Here is a 15,369-nt window from a genome sequence, read left to right as displayed (position 1 = left end):
ACACAACACCAAAGACCTCGCGTGACCGCAACCTCAGTCGACGGGGAAACCGAGTTCATGGGCGGCGGCGATAGGCACGGGATCCTCGGCCCAGTATTCCACCAGATTCTCGTCGCTGGACAGCGATCGAATCTCCGCTTTGTCGATGTAGACCTCGCCGCTGAGATGATCCGTCTCATGCTGGAAGATGCGCGCGGGCCAGCCATGCAGCCGCTCCTCGTGGCGATTGCCGTCCTCATCCTGCCAGCGCGCGACGATATCCAGCCAACGGCGGCGCACCGCCTGATATCCTTCGAAACTCAGGCAGCCCTCGAAAAAGCTGCGCGTTTGCTCGCCAATGGGCTCATAGGAGGGATTGATAATGACATGGAACGGAAATTCGGCTATTTCGCGGGGGTCATCGAAATCATCATCGGAATCCACGGATGCATCCGGGTCCGTCTCACCACCTTTATCTCCCTTATCGTCCGTTCCGTCATCGTCCGTCCCATCGTCGTCCTCGTCGAACACATCACGCACGTGATCCTCAACCACGGCAAAGGCCAGACCCAGTCCAATCTGCGGTGCAGCCAGGCCGACCCCAGGCGCTGCAAGCATCGTAGCCCGCATGGCTTCGATTAGCTTGTGCAACGTACGGCGGCTCAACTGACCGTCATATTCGACGGCCCGCTGACGCAGTACCGGTTCGCCAAGCTGGACGATCGGGAGAATCTGCCCCTTGCCGCTGGCTTTCATCAAACGCTCAACGGCGCGGTTGAGTTCGGTATCGACTTTCGCGTTCTTTGAAAACATCAGATCGCCAACTCCTCGGATACGACGGCAGCCAGACGCTCACACACCTCGTCGGCACGCTCCTGCGTCTCGGCCTCGACCATCACTCGCACCAGCGGCTCAGTGCCGGAAGGACGCAGCAGCACGCGACCGGAATCCCCCAAGGCCTTTTCCTCTCGCTCGACGGCGGCTTGCACGGCGCTGTTGGTCGAGGCCGCCTTCTTGTCCACGTTCGGCACGTTAATCAATTGCTGAGGCAGTTGCGGGAAGTCCGCCGCCAGCTCTTTCAACGATTTGCCGGACCTGACGACCTCAAGGCACAACGTCAGTGCCGTAAGCGTGCCGTCGCCCGTGGTGGCGAACTCGCGGTTGATGACGTGACCGGACTGCTCGCCGCCGAGCGAATAGTCGCCGCGCAGCATCTCCTCGAGCACATAGCGGTCGCCCACGCCGGTCTCGACCGTGGCGATACCCATGTCCTTCAACGCCAGCTTGAGTCCGAGGTTGCTCATCACAGTGACCACGAGCGTGTCGTGGTTGAGCTTGCCCTCGCGCTTCTTGGCGCGTGCGAGAATGCCCATCACCTGGTCGCCGTTGACCATGTTGCCTTCCTCGTCCACCGCCAGGCAACGGTCGGCGTCACCGTCGAACGCCACTCCCATAACCGCGTCGGTGGCCTTGACCATGGCCTGAAGCTGCTCAGGATGTGTCGACCCGGCCTTTTGATTGATGTTGTAGCCATCAGGACTGGCGTTGATGACCAGCACTTCGGCACCGGCACGGCGCAACGCCTCGGGCGCAACGACCGAAGTGGCGCCGTTGGCGCAGTCCATCACGATTTTGAGGCCTTTCAACGGTTTCGGCTGGGTCTTGTCCGGGGCGATCGGAGCGATGGTGGAGACCAAATGGTCGATATACATGTTGGTCGCAGTGGTCGAATCGTGGCTCACTCTGCCCACCCCGGCTCCGATCGGACGTTCCCAGTCCTTGCCGAGCACCGCTTCGATCTCGTCCTCCTTGATGTCGGGCAGCTTGAAGCCCCCACGGGCGAAGAACTTGATGCCATTGTCCGGCATGGGGTTGTGCGAGGCGGAAATCACCGCCCCCATCTCGACGTTGAGTTCGCCGGTCAGATAGGCGATGCCGGGCGTGGGGATGATGCCCGCGTCGATGACGTCAAAACCGCCGGCGCTCATGCCCGCCGCGAGCGCCGAAGCGAGAAAGTCGCCCGAGACGCGCGTGTCACGGCCGATCAGCGCACGACGGCGGCCCTCCTCATGTCCGTTCTCGGTGCCCGAAGAATCACCCAGCACACGCACTGCGGCGTCGCCTAGATCCAGCGCGAGCTGCGCGGTCAAATCCCTGTTCGCCAATCCGCGGACGCCATCGGTTCCAAACATTGTGGGCATAGTCTCTCCCGTTCTTACAACTCGCCAAGCGGCGCAATTACCACTATCTTACGTTCGATTCTACGCTGGCGATGCGGCACATGTCCTCCATCACGCAAGCCCGCCCGATTTCTTCGCTTTTGAAACACTCTGAACGATCATTTCAGCCATCCGCGGGAAATCAGACTGCCGATTCGCACCGCACCAACATTCAGGTCGAGCCAACATGCCTTTCAGAGAGCCGAAGCATGGGACGGAGGACGTCTCCCTTGGCCTTTCCCGGCTTCGAAAGCCGGGCCGCACTGCGTCAGTCAAGCAGCCAACTCCATGCTGGCTCCACCCGAATCGTGCCTTCAGGCACGGTTATCACGCTGCGCTGGGCATATGTGACGATCGTGCCCTGTTCAAGATGATATTTCCGCATGGCAGCCTGTAGCGCCGATACCTCGCGCCTCTGGATTTTCTCGTCCGTCAGCGACCAGCAGGCCTGAATCAGCTGATAGGCCTCACCGCTCAAGGCGTCGCCTACGATGAAGTCCACCTCGTGCCTATGTCCGTTTTCCCTCAACAAAAGACGCGAAATGTTGCCATCCCGAACCAATCGCCGAGTTCGGCGCAGTTTCAGGAAGACGGCAGTTTCGAGGCGCTGTCCTTCCTCTCGTGTCGACGCCTTGGAAAAGGCAGAAAGCATGCCCTGATCGATGGCATATACCTTGGGTGTCGACCGTGAATTATCCGCTATGGCTCGAGAAAACTCGTTCACGGCGAATATCAGGTACGCTTCCTGATAATACCCAAACAACGAAGTCAGCGTAACCCGTGACGTTCGCACTCCACGGCTCTCGAAATCATTCCGAATCTTGTTGATCGACAATTCGCGCCCGGAACTCGCCAAACAACGCGAAACGAACCGTAAAGCCACCGAAGGACTGCGCACGTCGTACCGTTCGATCACATCGCTGTTGACCGTGCGGTTGGCGTAACTTTGCAGTAGTTCCACGGCGTCGGGTGTCTCAAGACTTTGTACCGCGATGAAGCCGCCACGCTCAAGATAGCGGGGCAACCAGTGTAACAGCTGGGCACGCTCTTCCACCGTAAAAGCGTCCAACCTCCCTTTATGCCTTGCGTTTGCCCGACTCTCTACACTATTTTCGTTCTCAGAACTCCCAGACATCGCAGTCAATGGAGATGGAGACGGGGATGGGATCTGAACACCTTGGAACCGCAAAAACTCCGAAAAACTCATAGGGAACAATTCACGAGATAGCCCACGGCCGCGAAATGCCGAGGCCACCTCTCCCGATAGCATTTTCGAAGACGAACCAGATACGTATATCGTTGCTTTTTGCGTGTCCACAACACGCCGGAGGAATGTGCCCCATTCCGGCACCTCCTGGATCTCGTCAAAGAAAAAGAAGGCCCCTTCTTCGCGAGCGTTGGGGTTGAGTGTGTAAAAACCTTCGAGTACAGCGTCAAGCAGATTCTTCGAGTAGGGTTTGAGCCGCTCGTCCTCGAAATTAAAGTACAACAAATTACGCTCCGGATAGCCCGCTTCAATCACACGCTTCATCTCCTGGTAGAGGCGGTAAGTCTTGCCGCATCTCCTCACACCGACGATAACTCGTACCAAATTGCCGCGAGCGGGCTTTTGGATGTCACCAAGTTGCAAGTCCCTTTCGAACAGGTCGGGAATCCCTGCGGACTGCTGTTCTCTGATAATCGATAGGATTAATTCATTCATGCTCGGCCACCCTTCATCTGCATTCAATCCTTTCACCGTATTGTCCAAGGCAAAGCTAACTCCGCTAACTCCATACAACGCAATGTTCGGCAAATTTGCCACCATCTCATGTCGTCGGATTACCTGCTTATATCCTTACTATACAAGAATTCTATCAATCTTGTATAGTTACTATACAAGATTTTAGTATTTCTTGTATAGTTACTATACAAGTTTGAGCAATACAGACTGCCGGCGTGGGTCTGAAATCTCCTGACTCATATTGATTCACGCATTTCAAATCTCGCGGTGCGCCCGGCGCACCGGCGAACAAGACGAACCGAACGCGAAGGCACGACCGGGTCGATCAGACGGACGACGGAGCGGGCGCGCACACCCGGTTCCGTCGTACAAATTCGACCGTCGTATACGAAAAGACCCTACCGCAACACAGGGTTGCGATAGGGCCGGCCAGATCAGTTCACGTCTCCCAATCGTTCGCCGCGTTTACCGAGCTTGCCGAGCTTGACACCACTACACCGCTGCCGTTCGGTCAAGCCGACGACGGTCGGCGGCATGAAGCGAGCTTACCGGAGCGTGGCGTTGTAGGCCGCCACCTTCACGCTACGGCGCGAGGACTCGACGTTGCCGATAACCAGGGCGCGCAACGCGCGGGGCGCATCGGCGTGGCCGGCGAGCCATTCGTCGCCCAACCGCACCAGTTCTGCGGAGTCGCCGTAGGCCGGGTACAGGTCGTTGAGAAGGGACTCGGCCATATGGAAGGTGCGGTTGTCCCAGATCCAATCGACCGTCTCGAAATACTTGGCGGCATAAGGCTCGGCCAGCCTGCCCGTGAGATTGCCGGAGAATCCGAGGGCCGCGGCCTCAAGCTGGGAGTTGGTCAGGCTCGTGTCGCGGATCGCGGCGTCCCAAGCCCAGGCCTTCGCTTCCGAAGTGGGGCGGGCGGCGCGGGCGCCGTACGCGAACTCGCGGTTCTCGGTGGTGTCCCGGCGCCTGAGCTCGGCATCGATCGCCTCGTCGTCCATCTCCCCCACAGCGGCGAGCGCCTTGACCAGCGCCCAACGCAGGTTGTTGTCGATTTCGAGGCCGCGGAGCCTGAGCGACCCGTCCATAAGCGCGCGCACGTTCGAAACGAACGGGGCGTCGCCTTCGGTGCCGTAGCTCAGGTAGGCGGTGACCAGCTGGAACTGCTCGTCGCTGCCGGCCTCGGCCTTATTGGCCAAGGTCCACAGCCCTTCGGCCACGTGCCTGTCCACGGCCTCACGGCGCGCGGGATCAACGTAGTGCGTGGCGGTCGCTTTCAGACAGCTCAGCGCGTAGCGGAACGTGGTGGACTCGTGCTCGGTCGAAAGCATCTTCAGGCTCAGGTCGATGAAGCGTTCGGCGGGGAATTCGCCGTCACGGGTCATGTCCCAGAACGCCAGCCACACCACGGCGCGCGCCAGGGCGTCGCCGAACTCGAACAGGTGCTCGGCGGCGAATTCGCGCGACTTGTCGTCGAAGCGCAGCTTGGTGTAGGTCAGATCGTCGTCGTTGGGCAGGATGAAGTCGGGGCGCTTCCTGCCTTCGGCAGCGGCGGCGATGGTGGTTTCGCCGTCAACGTCCAGCTCGATACGGTCGGTGCGCACGACCTTGCCGGTGGCCGCATCGAAGTTGTAGAAGCCGATGCCCATGCGGTGCGCGCGCAGCACGGGGTGATCGGACGGTGCGGTCTGCGTCAGCGTCAGCGACCGGATGGTGCCGTCGGCGTTTTCCTTGACGTCGGCGGCGATCGTGTTGATGCCCGATTCCTCGAGCCACTGGCTGCTCCAGGTCTTCAGGTCGCGGCCGCTCGCCGCTTCGAGCTCGACCAGCAGGTCGTTCAGCGTGGCGTTGTCGTACTGATGCTTGTTGAGGTAGCTGTTGATGCCCTTGAAGAACTCGTCACGTCCGACGTAGGCCACGAGCTGCTTCAACACGGAGGCGCCCTTGGCGTAGGTGATGCCGTCGAAGTTGACTTCGGTGTCGTGCAGGTCGTTGATCGGCGCCGCGATGGGGTGCGTGGTCGGCAGCTGGTCCTGCGTCAGGGCCCAGCTCTTCTCGCCGGAGGTGAACGTGGCCCAGGAATCCTTCCATTCGGTGGCTTCGGCGGTGCATAGGGTGGACATGAACTCGGCGAAGGACTCGTTGAGCCACAGGTCGTTCCACCATTTCATCGTCACCAGGTCGCCGAACCACATGTGGGCCAGCTCGTGGAGCACGGTGACGACGCGGCGCTCGGCCAGAGCGTCGGTGACCTTGGAGCCGAAGACGTAGGAGTCGCGGATGGTGACCATGCCGATGTTCTCCATCGCGCCCGCGTTGTATTCAGGCACGTAGATCTGGTCGTACTTGGCATACGGATAGGGCACGCCCCAGGTCCTGGCGTAGAAGGCGAAGCCCTTCTTGGTGATGTCGAAGAGGTAGTCCACGTCCTTGGCGAAGTCGTCCTTGAGCGACTGGCGGCAGTACTGGGCCATCGTGACCGTCCGGCCGTCCTCGTTGGCGTAGTCGGTGTGCCATTCGGCGTACGGCCCGGCGCAGATGGCGGTCAGGTAGGAGCTCATCTTCGGCGTGGTCTCGAAGACCCAGCGCCTCGTGGTCTCGGCCGGGTGCGTGCCCAGCGTGCCCTCGGCGGTCATGGCGTCAAGGTCCTCAGTGGACTTGACCGGCATATTGGACGTGACCAGCCAGGATTGCGGCGCGGTGACCTCGAAATCGAAGGTAGCCTTGATGTCGGGCTGGTCGAACACGGCGTAGACGCGGCGTGCGTCCGGCACCTCGAACTGCGAGTAAAGATAGACGTTGCCGTCGGACGGATCGACCGAGCGGTGCAGACCCTCGCCGGTGGTGGAATACTGGCACGACGCGGCGACCGTGAGCGTATTGCGTTCCTTGAGGTTCGACAGTTCGACGCGGTTGTCGTTGAAATACTTGGCCGGGTCGAGCGCCTCGCCGTTGAGTTCGATGGCGCTGACCTCGTCGGCGATGAGGTCGACGAAGGCGGATGCGCCCGCCTTCGCGCCGAATGTGATAACGGAAACCGACGGGAAGCTCTTCGGCCCCTTCGTCAAATCAAGATCGACATGATAGCCGACCGGCCCCGTGATGATGGACTTGCGTTCCTCGGCTTCCACACGTGTGAGATTCGCTCCTGGCATTTGACTCCTTTTGAGTTTTTACGTTGGCACATACGATGCTGACGGCTGGCGCCGCAGAATCTAAAGTATTGTTTCCATTATGCCAGCCGGCCATGTCAGGCACTCGCCGAAGGAAAAACGCAACGGACCGCGCGCGGCCCGCCAACCACCGCCTCCCCCTCCTCGAACCTATCCCTACTACCAAACTCACGGTTTCGGCCCGTTTCCGTGACCTTCATCGCATCCCCGCCCCGCCATGACAAAACTCACAAGGCTGGAGCAACTCCGAACACGGGTGAAACGCAACCCCACGAAAACCCGGCACCCGACACAGCTCAGCCGGAACAACCCGCCAAAAGCACCGAGCCCACTGCAATCAGCCCACAACTGATAACCTGTTCACAGCCCGGCGAACACTTGTGGCCGGAGACCGGCGGCACCGACCCCCTCCACTGGAAGGAGGAATCCGTAGGCAACGACTGCGTGCTCACCCTCACCACAGGCACCGTGCCCGACTACGGGGGCACGGACGACGCCACCGGCGTCCCGTGAACCGGCAATTCCAGCGTCACCAGAGCCGCCGTCACCAACCTCACACCAAGGACGCCGAGGACGTTTTTGACATGTTCCGGAACAGCCCCAACCTCACCCGAATCGACGACCTCGACCACTGGGACACCAGCAACGCCAAGAACATGCCAGCCATGTTCCACACCACCGGGCTCACCAGCCTCGACCTGTCCAACCGGAACACCAGTAAAGTCACCAACATGATCCGGTTGTTCTACAACTCCCCAACCTCAAAACCATCGATTTGCATGGTTGGGACACCGGCAACGTCACTGACATGACAGAAATGCTGCCGCCGAACCTCAACGCGCTGCGTTAGGGACCGAAGACGAGGCTCATCAGCGGGGCGTTCGACGTCGTCCCTCCGGCTCCGGGCACCTGGACGGACAGAAGCGGAATGACGAACCCCACCTGGACCGGCAACACCACGGCTCTTGCCGCTCGAGCCTCGGGAGCCGGTCCGGCAGACACCTACATACTCGACGGACAGCCGAACCCCTTCCCGCCGCTCTACGAGCCGGTCCCCGCCCTGCCGCACACCGGCGGACTGCCTTGGCGACGCCTCGCCGCCATCACCGGCGCGATCGCCACGGCGACGGGGCTGGCCCTTGCAAGCGGCATGCTCCTCAACCGCTCAGCCAGACGCAGACGCACTACCGTAGGCTAGGGAGAACTCCAACCCTCGCGAATTACACAGACTGAGGATTTTGACGGCAGGCAGCACAAGGTTCGTACGTGTTCATATGAGTTCAAATCTTCTGGGTGTGAGACCTTCCGAGGCATTGAAGCAACCCATCAACCGTCTGTCATCCTCGACCGGCCGACCGGCTCGCCGGTCGCTCGCATTAAACGTGCAGCATCACGGCAAGGTCCGCAAAGACCGGAACCGACGCTAACGGGGATATGAAACATATGCGCGCAATCAATGAAGGCCGGCGCTTTCGCACGCCTCGACAAGATCTACGCGAGAACCCCGGCCGCGTTTTTGACGTGACGGGGGTTCTTTACGATTGCGCTGACCTGGGTCTGGCGACTTTGCACGGCTTAGCGACCCTGAGGCAGGCCTTCGACCACATCGTGGGCGACGTCGGCAACCACCGGCACGATCATCGGCTTGCGGTGAAGCTTGCGCGAGACCCATCCGCCAAGCGTGCGGCGCATGAGCTGTTGCAGCTTGTAGGTATCTCTGGTGCCGTGGAGCATCTCGTCCTCGAGCTGGCGGACGATCTGGCCACGCACGTCATTGAAGTCGCTGGCGTCCTCCGCCATGGCGTTCAGATAGATTTTCGGCTCGGTGACCACGTTGCACTTGTCGGTGTCGACCACCGCGAAGCAGGAGACGAAGCCCTCGGTGCCAAGAATCTTGCGCTTCTCGAGCTCCTCGTCGGTGAGCTCACCGATCGAATCGCCGTCCACGTAGACGTACGCGCACGGCACGGAACCCACCACCGCGGCCTGTCCATGATAGAGATCAACGACGTCGCCGTCCTCCGCGAGAACCACGTTGTTGGGATCGACGCCGGTCTTGACCGCAATCAGCCCATTGGCGACAAGGTGACGGTTCTCGCCGTGGATCGGCATGGCGCACTTGGGCTTGACGATGTTGTAGAAGTAGAGCAGCTCGCCCTCGTTGGAGTGGCCGGAGACGTGGATCTTCGCGTTGTCGCGGTTGACCACGCGGGCGCCTTTCTGGATGAGCTTGTTGATCAGCCCGTAGACGGCGCTTTCGTTGCCGGGGATCAGTGAGCTGGCCATCACGACGGTGTCGAACTCATTGATGGTGATGTCACGGTGCGTGCCGTCGGCGATGCGGCCCAGAGCCGCCATCGGCTCGCCCTGCGAACCGGTGCACATGTAGACGAGCTTGTCGTCCTGCACGTCCTTGGCCTCCTTGAGGTCGATGACCGTGCCTTCGGGGATGTGCAGATAGCCGAGATCGGCCGCGATGGACATGTTCCGCACCATGGATCGGCCCACGAATACGACCTTGCGGCCGACCTTGTGCGCGGCATCCACGACCTGCTGCACGCGATGGACGTGACTCGAGAACGATGCGACGATGATCTTGCGCGTGGCCTCCTTGAAGGCGCGTTCGAGCTCCGGGCCGATCGTGCTTTCGGGACGGACGAATCCGGGCACCTCGGCATTGGTGGAATCCACCATCAACAGGTCCACGCCCTGCTCGCCCAGCTTGCCGAACTCGACCAGATCGGTGATGCGATGGTCGATGGGCAGCTGGTCAAGCTTGAAATCGCCGGTGTCGATGATCGTTCCGGCCGGCGTCTTGACGCACACGGCCAACGCGTCCGGAATCGAATGCGTCACGGTGACGAACTCAAGGTTGAACGGGCCGGCCTTGATCTTGTCACGACCCGTCACCTCGACCGTGGTCGGGTTCTGGTGATGCTCCTCGCACTTGGCCTTGACGAAGGCGAGCGTGAGCTTGGAGCCGATGAGCGGGATGTCCGGGCGTAATTTGAGCAGGTATGGCACGCCGCCGATGTGGTCCTCGTGACCGTGGGTCAGCACGAGCGCCTCGACGTCGTCCAGTCGGTCCTTAATATAGCTGAAGTCGGGCAGGATGAGGTCGACGCCGGGCTGCTCCTCATCAGGGAAAAGCACGCCGCAGTCGATCAGCAGCAGATGGCCGTTGTATTCGATGACGTTCATGTTGCGGCCGATTTCACCCAAGCCACCAAGCGGCACGATGCGCATGGAGCCCTTGCGATACTTCGGCGGCTCGATCAGCACTGCGTCCTGCTGGGGAGCGGTGGCCGGGCCACGGCCACGACCGGAATCACGACGGGGCGCACCGGAACGGGGGCGCGACGAACCCGAACCGCCGGACCGGGCGCGGGACGAACCCGAACCGCCCGAACGCCTGTCTTCCCTGTTTCTGCGTTGAGAACCTTCGGCCCTGTCCGTGGAGCTCTGGGATGGCTTACGTCGAGTGGAGTGACGCGACGTCCGACCCTCTCCCGCCGAACGCTTCAAGCTGCCGCGCCTGCGCGTGGATTTGCCGGTTTCGGCCTGATCCCGCTGGACTCTTGCCGATTGACTGCCACGACGATGGACCGTGGCTTTAGATGATGCTTCTTGATCTGTCATATTTACTGTATTTCTTTGATATTGGCGTCCGTATTCGTATCGCGGACGCGAGATAAATTAAACCTGAGCCACTTGCATGCCTTCGCGTGCACGCTCAAACTCCGCAGGGCCGGGACCCACGTTCGGCAACCGCATGAACGTCTCTTCAAGCCAACCGCGCTCATGCAACGCCGCCTTGGCCATGACGGCCTGGTATCCGTTGCCGTTAAGGGCCGTGACCAGTGGTGCCAAACGCACGGCCAACTCCTGTGCACGATGGATGTCGCCCCGGTCAAACGCCTGCGCGAGTTCGATCATCGGACCACTGGCCACATGTGCGACCACCGAAATAATGCCGACCGCACCGACCGAAAGGAACGGGAGAAACAGGCCGTCATCGCCGGAATACCAAGTAAGACCAGTCTCCATGCGCTTGCGCACCGCGCCGGCGATGTCTCCTGTGGCGTCTTTGACGGCTGTGATATGGTTCAGTCCGGCCAGTCTACGATACGTCTCCAATTCAAGATGAACCCCGGTACGCCCCGGTACGTCATAGATGATGATCGGTTTTTCGGCGGACTCGTCCACAGCCTGATAATGACGGAAGATGCCCTCCTGCGAAGGCCGGGAGTAGTAAGGCGCGACGACCAGTACTGCGTCGGCGCCTGCATCCTGCGTCTGCTCGACCATACGGACCGTATGGGCCGTGTCGTTGGAACCGGCTCCGGAGACGACAGGCACGCTGACGACCTGTTTGACGGCTTTGACAAGCTCCACTTTCTCCTCGATATGCGTCACCGGCGATTCACCGGTGGTGCCGTTGACCACCAGTCCGTCTGCGCCGGACTCGACCAGATGTACGGCCAAGGCCTGCGCCGCCTTGAAATCAACGGAGCCATCCCGACGCATGGGGGTGACCATTGCAGGCAGCACACGACCGAACGGCGCGGGATCGAGAAGGTGCATGGAGGAGTCACTCATAGTCATAAGGCTACTTCGCGGGTGGGACGCGGGCAGGACCGGGCAATGAGGCAATCGGTCGAAGACCTCCGGCATGAGGCCAGTCTCGCCTCCAACGGCAGGTTCGACCGAACGGTAAGCGTTCTGTGGATATGAGGCCGGATTTGCAAGAATCGCTTCATGACCGGCATGACCGCCCCCGTAGCACCGCCAAGCGGCAACGCCATCCTGCGGGATGACCCTTGAAGTTTTCGGAGACGATCAGAGGTCGAGGAAGGCGTCGAGGCCGACGGTCAGGCCGGCATGCCCGCCGCCGGCCAGCGTACGCACGGCCAGAAGGACGCCCGGCATGAATGACGACCGTTCGAAACTGTCGGCACGGATGACCAGCTGCTCGCCGGTGTTGCCAAGAAGGACCTCCTCGTGGGCGTTCAGCCCCTGGAGCCGAACCGCGTGCACATGCACCCCGTCGATCACCTGCCCTCGGGACGCGGCTTCGCCTTGCGTGCCATCCGGCATGGGCTCCCCGCCCGCCGCTGCACGGGCGGCAGCTATGGCCTGCGCCGTGTGGATGGCGGTGCCGGAGGGCGCGTCCACCTTGTCGGGATGATGAAGCTCGATGACCTCCGCGGAAGTGAAGTACGGTGCCGCCTTAGCGGCGAAATAATCGGCCAGTACGGCGGAGATCGCGAAATTCGGCGCGATGAAGACCGCCTGACCGGCCCGCGGCCCGTTGTCGAGCGCCTGCGTGACCTGAGCGAGTTTCGCGTCGGTCCAGCCGGTGGTTCCCACCACCACGTCGACACCTTGGGCCACGAGCGCGAGCACATTGTTCAGGCTTGCCGAAGGCACGGTGAATTCGACGGCCACGTCGGTGTTCTCGGGTGTGATCGACGCGATATCGTCCTGTTCGCCGACCTTGGCCGATAACTCCATATCGTCGGCGGCCTCGACCGCCTCGACCACGCTGGCCCCCATGCGCCCTTGCGCACCGACCACTGAAACTCGAATCATAATGACCTCGCTTTCATGACTTTTGATATTCGTCCACATCGCCCATCAGCACACAATAGCGCAAAAACACTCATCGGAGCAGGAAGATCCAGCACAATTGACAAGGTGTGGACTATTCACCGTGCTTCCGGGCGAGCAGCCAGCCCAAGACGGCCAAAGGCACGGCCGCAAAGGTCGTGGCGATTGGCATCAGGAGGCCGACGTGGGGATTGGAGACGTCAAGCACCATGCCCGCCAAGGACGAACCGAACGACGTGCCGACCGTGCCGGCCGTGGTCACCCAGGAAAGTCCTTCAGTCAGGCGGCCGGCCGGGACGATGTCCTTGATGATGAGGTTGCCCGTGGCGAAGAGCGGGGAGCAGAACAGTCCGGAGATCACAGAGAATATGCCGAGCAGTATGAGGTTGTCCATCGCCAGCCTGCAGCAGACATACCCGCAGCCCATCAGGATCAGGTAGACGACCATATGCTGCCAGTTCGAGCCCTTCGGCTTCTTGGATCCGAAGATAAATGCGCCCACGCACGAACCGAGGGCGAACATCGCGAGCTGCAAGCCGAGCAGTTGTTCACGCCCGATGGCCTTCATCATCGCCGTGACGGAGACATCGAACTCGTTGAAGCTCATGTTGAACACGACGAACACGACCAGCAGCGGGATGACACCCGCACACAGCAGAACACTTCTTGGCTTTGACGCGCGGGTATGCAACTGGCGCAGGCTCAGGCCGTCCCCTTCCCCGTCACCGTCCGCAGCCCCGGCACCGGCAAGATTGTCCGAGGCGGCGCGCACATCCCGATCGGCCGACGACGCAGGGGCAACCGGCACGTTCTCGATCACCAGCGGCTGGGTGTCCTTCAAGGCAAAGAACGCCGCTCCCCCGATGGCGCAGGCGAACGTCGGCACGAACAGCTGGGAGACGGGACTGACCGAGGTGGCGAGGAAGGCGGCAAGGATGGGGCCGAGAATGAAGACCATTTCGTCGATGCCGGCCTCCAGAGCGTAGGCGGCGTCGAGCAGATCGGCATCCTCCGACTTGCGCAACGCATACGCCCAGCGGGTGCGGACGAGAGCCCCGAATGAAAACTGGGTGCATCCCGTCACTATCACCAGTATGAACAGAACCGGAATCGAAACGCGGGCCCACGCGGCAAAAGCGAAGACAAGCATCGACGCCACGGACATCGTCAACGCCACCCAACCGACCTTATGCTGCCCGAACCGATCGAAAAGCCTGGCATAGAAGGGCGTGACGGCGGCAACGGCGAGGATGTAGGCCGCGCTCATCGTACCGGCGATCGTCCAGTTGTCGTACATGTGGTTCAGCGCGAGGACGATCCCCAGGCTCATCATGGAAATCGGAAGTCGCGCCACCGCGCCCGAAACGCAGAAAGCCTTGGCGCCCGGTATCGCAAAAAGCCGCGCGTAAGGCGAACGATGAGACCTGCTTTCCATAGAACGTTCCGTCCTGCGCACCACCATCAATCCTTCCCCGACGATTCGGCGTCGATTGAACGCAACAACAATCGACGCGTGAACAGAGCCCCCGGAATCAAAACGCGCTTTTCGGCACAGGTTGCAGATTCCTGGCATCTGCAACCAGTCTATCCGCCGATCTCAGACCGACATAGCCAACGGCATAATTCTCATCGAGAACCAATGCCCTCCATCGGAACACACGGGAAACCCGCATCCACGGCGACCCGAATCACCACGACAAACAGAATCCGATCCCCCGAAGCACCGAAGACAGCGACGTACGGTGCATCGCGAAAACGTCCCTAGCGCTTGACCGTATCGATCACCTTCGCCGGATCGCCCGCGAATATGTACATGTCGGCCGTTCCGAAACCAAACGAACTGCCAGTGTCAGGATGCTCGGCGCGCAACCATTGAGCCACGCGCTCCAGACCATGGCCCTCGTAGAAGCCCATGTCGCAATCGGTGTCGGTATGCAGGAAGAACTCATGCGCCCCGAAACGCCGGAACAAAGCCATGGCGCGACTCCACAACTGCCCGCCGACACCTTTGCCGCGCGCATCCGATGAAACCAGGAAAAGCTCAAGTTCCGGATCGGACTGCTCATCGATGCGACAGCGACGTTCCATGTCGGTCTCTATGTCACGATCACGAACCGCTTCGGCAAGTACGTCTCGGCCGACGGTTGTCGAGTTCAACAGTTCATCCACTTCGGCGAGTTCCTTGGAAGCCTCCGGGAAAATCACGGGCTGGCCGGGAACCCGAATGAACGTGACACCGAGGAACCGGCCATTCAGACGCGCCACCGTCGCCGAAGTGGTCGCCTTGAGATACCGCAACACGCAACGTCGGGAAACAAGCATGGACATGTCATGATCCTTGCCATACCCCCATTGCACATCGAACTGACGAACGATATCGTCCAAATCAGCCTGGATCATCGGAGCGTAGAGCACTCCCATCTCATGCCTTTGAACCAATGCATGCTTCATCATATCCCCAACTTTCGCTCATATCGCGTCCATGCCTTGCTTGGCATGCCAACTCCCATCCCCAAAATGACACAACGTCATTCCACATTCGCGGTCACGTACAGTCCCCATCCGGCCAATCAAAGGCACCAACAAGCCACAATAGCACCCGTCGAACGAGGGGCACAAATCATCACGCCTCACAAACCGTCGAAACTCGGTGTCATCAACA

Annotated in this window: 11 protein-coding genes and 2 pseudogenes; 4 read left to right on the top strand and 9 right to left on the bottom strand. The window is 60.7% G+C overall.

The window, feature by feature from the left end:
* Nucleotides 1–33: 33 nt before the first annotated feature.
* The 4 genes and pseudogenes from BBOH_RS07780 to pepN form a co-directional block, all read right to left on the bottom strand.
* A pseudogene (locus BBOH_RS07780) lies at nucleotides 34–801 on the bottom strand (peptide deformylase); the annotation flags it as partial.
* On the bottom strand, nucleotides 792–2,180 hold the full coding sequence (gene glmM / locus BBOH_RS07775) for a phosphoglucosamine mutase (protein ID WP_033520892.1): 1,389 nt from the start codon (nucleotides 2,178–2,180) through the stop codon (nucleotides 792–794). The pseudogene BBOH_RS07780 and the gene glmM, both read right to left, overlap by 10 nt.
* 286 nt (nucleotides 2,181–2,466) lie before the next feature.
* Nucleotides 2,467–3,900 (bottom strand): ATP-binding protein, encoded by a 1,434-nt coding sequence (locus tag BBOH_RS07770; protein WP_033520980.1) that lies wholly within the window; start codon nucleotides 3,898–3,900, stop codon nucleotides 2,467–2,469.
* Between the two features lie 566 nt (nucleotides 3,901–4,466).
* Nucleotides 4,467–7,079: an aminopeptidase N gene (pepN, locus tag BBOH_RS07765; protein ID WP_033520894.1), complete on the bottom strand. Its 2,613-nt coding sequence runs from the start codon at nucleotides 7,077–7,079 to the stop codon at nucleotides 4,467–4,469.
* 207 nt (nucleotides 7,080–7,286) lie between these two features.
* On the opposite strand from pepN, the gene BBOH_RS07760 reads away from it, so the two are divergent.
* The 4 genes and pseudogenes from BBOH_RS07760 (at nucleotide 7,287) to BBOH_RS07750 (ending at nucleotide 8,295) form a co-directional block, all read left to right on the top strand.
* Nucleotides 7,287–7,610, top strand: coding sequence for a hypothetical protein (locus BBOH_RS07760; RefSeq protein ID WP_033520896.1), 324 nt, complete (start codon nucleotides 7,287–7,289; stop codon nucleotides 7,608–7,610).
* A pseudogene (locus BBOH_RS07755) lies at nucleotides 7,607–7,840 on the top strand (BspA family leucine-rich repeat surface protein); the annotation flags it as partial. The gene BBOH_RS07760 and the pseudogene BBOH_RS07755, both read left to right, overlap by 4 nt.
* A 32-nt stretch (nucleotides 7,841–7,872) precedes the next feature.
* Nucleotides 7,873–7,947, top strand: a complete 75-nt coding sequence (locus tag BBOH_RS09625; protein WP_420305287.1) for a hypothetical protein — start codon at nucleotides 7,873–7,875, stop codon at nucleotides 7,945–7,947.
* Between the two features lie 78 nt (nucleotides 7,948–8,025).
* On the top strand, nucleotides 8,026–8,295 hold the full coding sequence (locus BBOH_RS07750) for a hypothetical protein (RefSeq protein WP_033520899.1): 270 nt from the start codon (nucleotides 8,026–8,028) through the stop codon (nucleotides 8,293–8,295).
* Nucleotides 8,296–8,672: 377 nt separating this feature from the next.
* On the opposite strand, the gene BBOH_RS07745 is transcribed toward BBOH_RS07750, so the two are convergent.
* From BBOH_RS07745 to BBOH_RS07725, 5 genes are all read right to left on the bottom strand, one after another.
* The gene (locus tag BBOH_RS07745; RefSeq protein ID WP_033520901.1) at nucleotides 8,673–10,736 is read right to left on the bottom strand and encodes a ribonuclease J; all 2,064 of its coding nucleotides are present in this window, start codon (nucleotides 10,734–10,736) and stop codon (nucleotides 8,673–8,675) included.
* A 57-nt stretch (nucleotides 10,737–10,793) separates the two neighbouring features.
* Nucleotides 10,794–11,696, bottom strand: coding sequence for a 4-hydroxy-tetrahydrodipicolinate synthase (gene dapA, locus BBOH_RS07740; protein ID WP_033520902.1), 903 nt, complete (start codon nucleotides 11,694–11,696; stop codon nucleotides 10,794–10,796).
* Nucleotides 11,697–11,936: 240 nt separating this feature from the next.
* A complete protein-coding gene (gene dapB, locus BBOH_RS07735) occupies nucleotides 11,937–12,689 on the bottom strand; it encodes a 4-hydroxy-tetrahydrodipicolinate reductase (RefSeq protein ID WP_033520982.1) in 753 nt (250 codons plus the stop codon).
* A gap of 112 nt (nucleotides 12,690–12,801) precedes the next feature.
* On the bottom strand, nucleotides 12,802–14,142 hold the full coding sequence (locus BBOH_RS07730) for an MFS transporter (protein WP_143242382.1): 1,341 nt from the start codon (nucleotides 14,140–14,142) through the stop codon (nucleotides 12,802–12,804).
* A 326-nt stretch (nucleotides 14,143–14,468) separates the two neighbouring features.
* Nucleotides 14,469–15,161, bottom strand: coding sequence for a GNAT family N-acetyltransferase (locus BBOH_RS07725; protein WP_052118137.1), 693 nt, complete (start codon nucleotides 15,159–15,161; stop codon nucleotides 14,469–14,471).
* Between the last annotated feature and the right edge of the window lie 208 nt (nucleotides 15,162–15,369).

This window comes from Bifidobacterium bohemicum DSM 22767, from assembly GCF_000741525.1.
In the GTDB taxonomy this organism is placed as follows: domain Bacteria; phylum Actinomycetota; class Actinomycetes; order Actinomycetales; family Bifidobacteriaceae; genus Bifidobacterium; species Bifidobacterium bohemicum.
The sequence above is the reverse complement of the archived record's forward strand: the minus strand, read 5'-3'. Positions and strand labels throughout refer to the sequence as shown.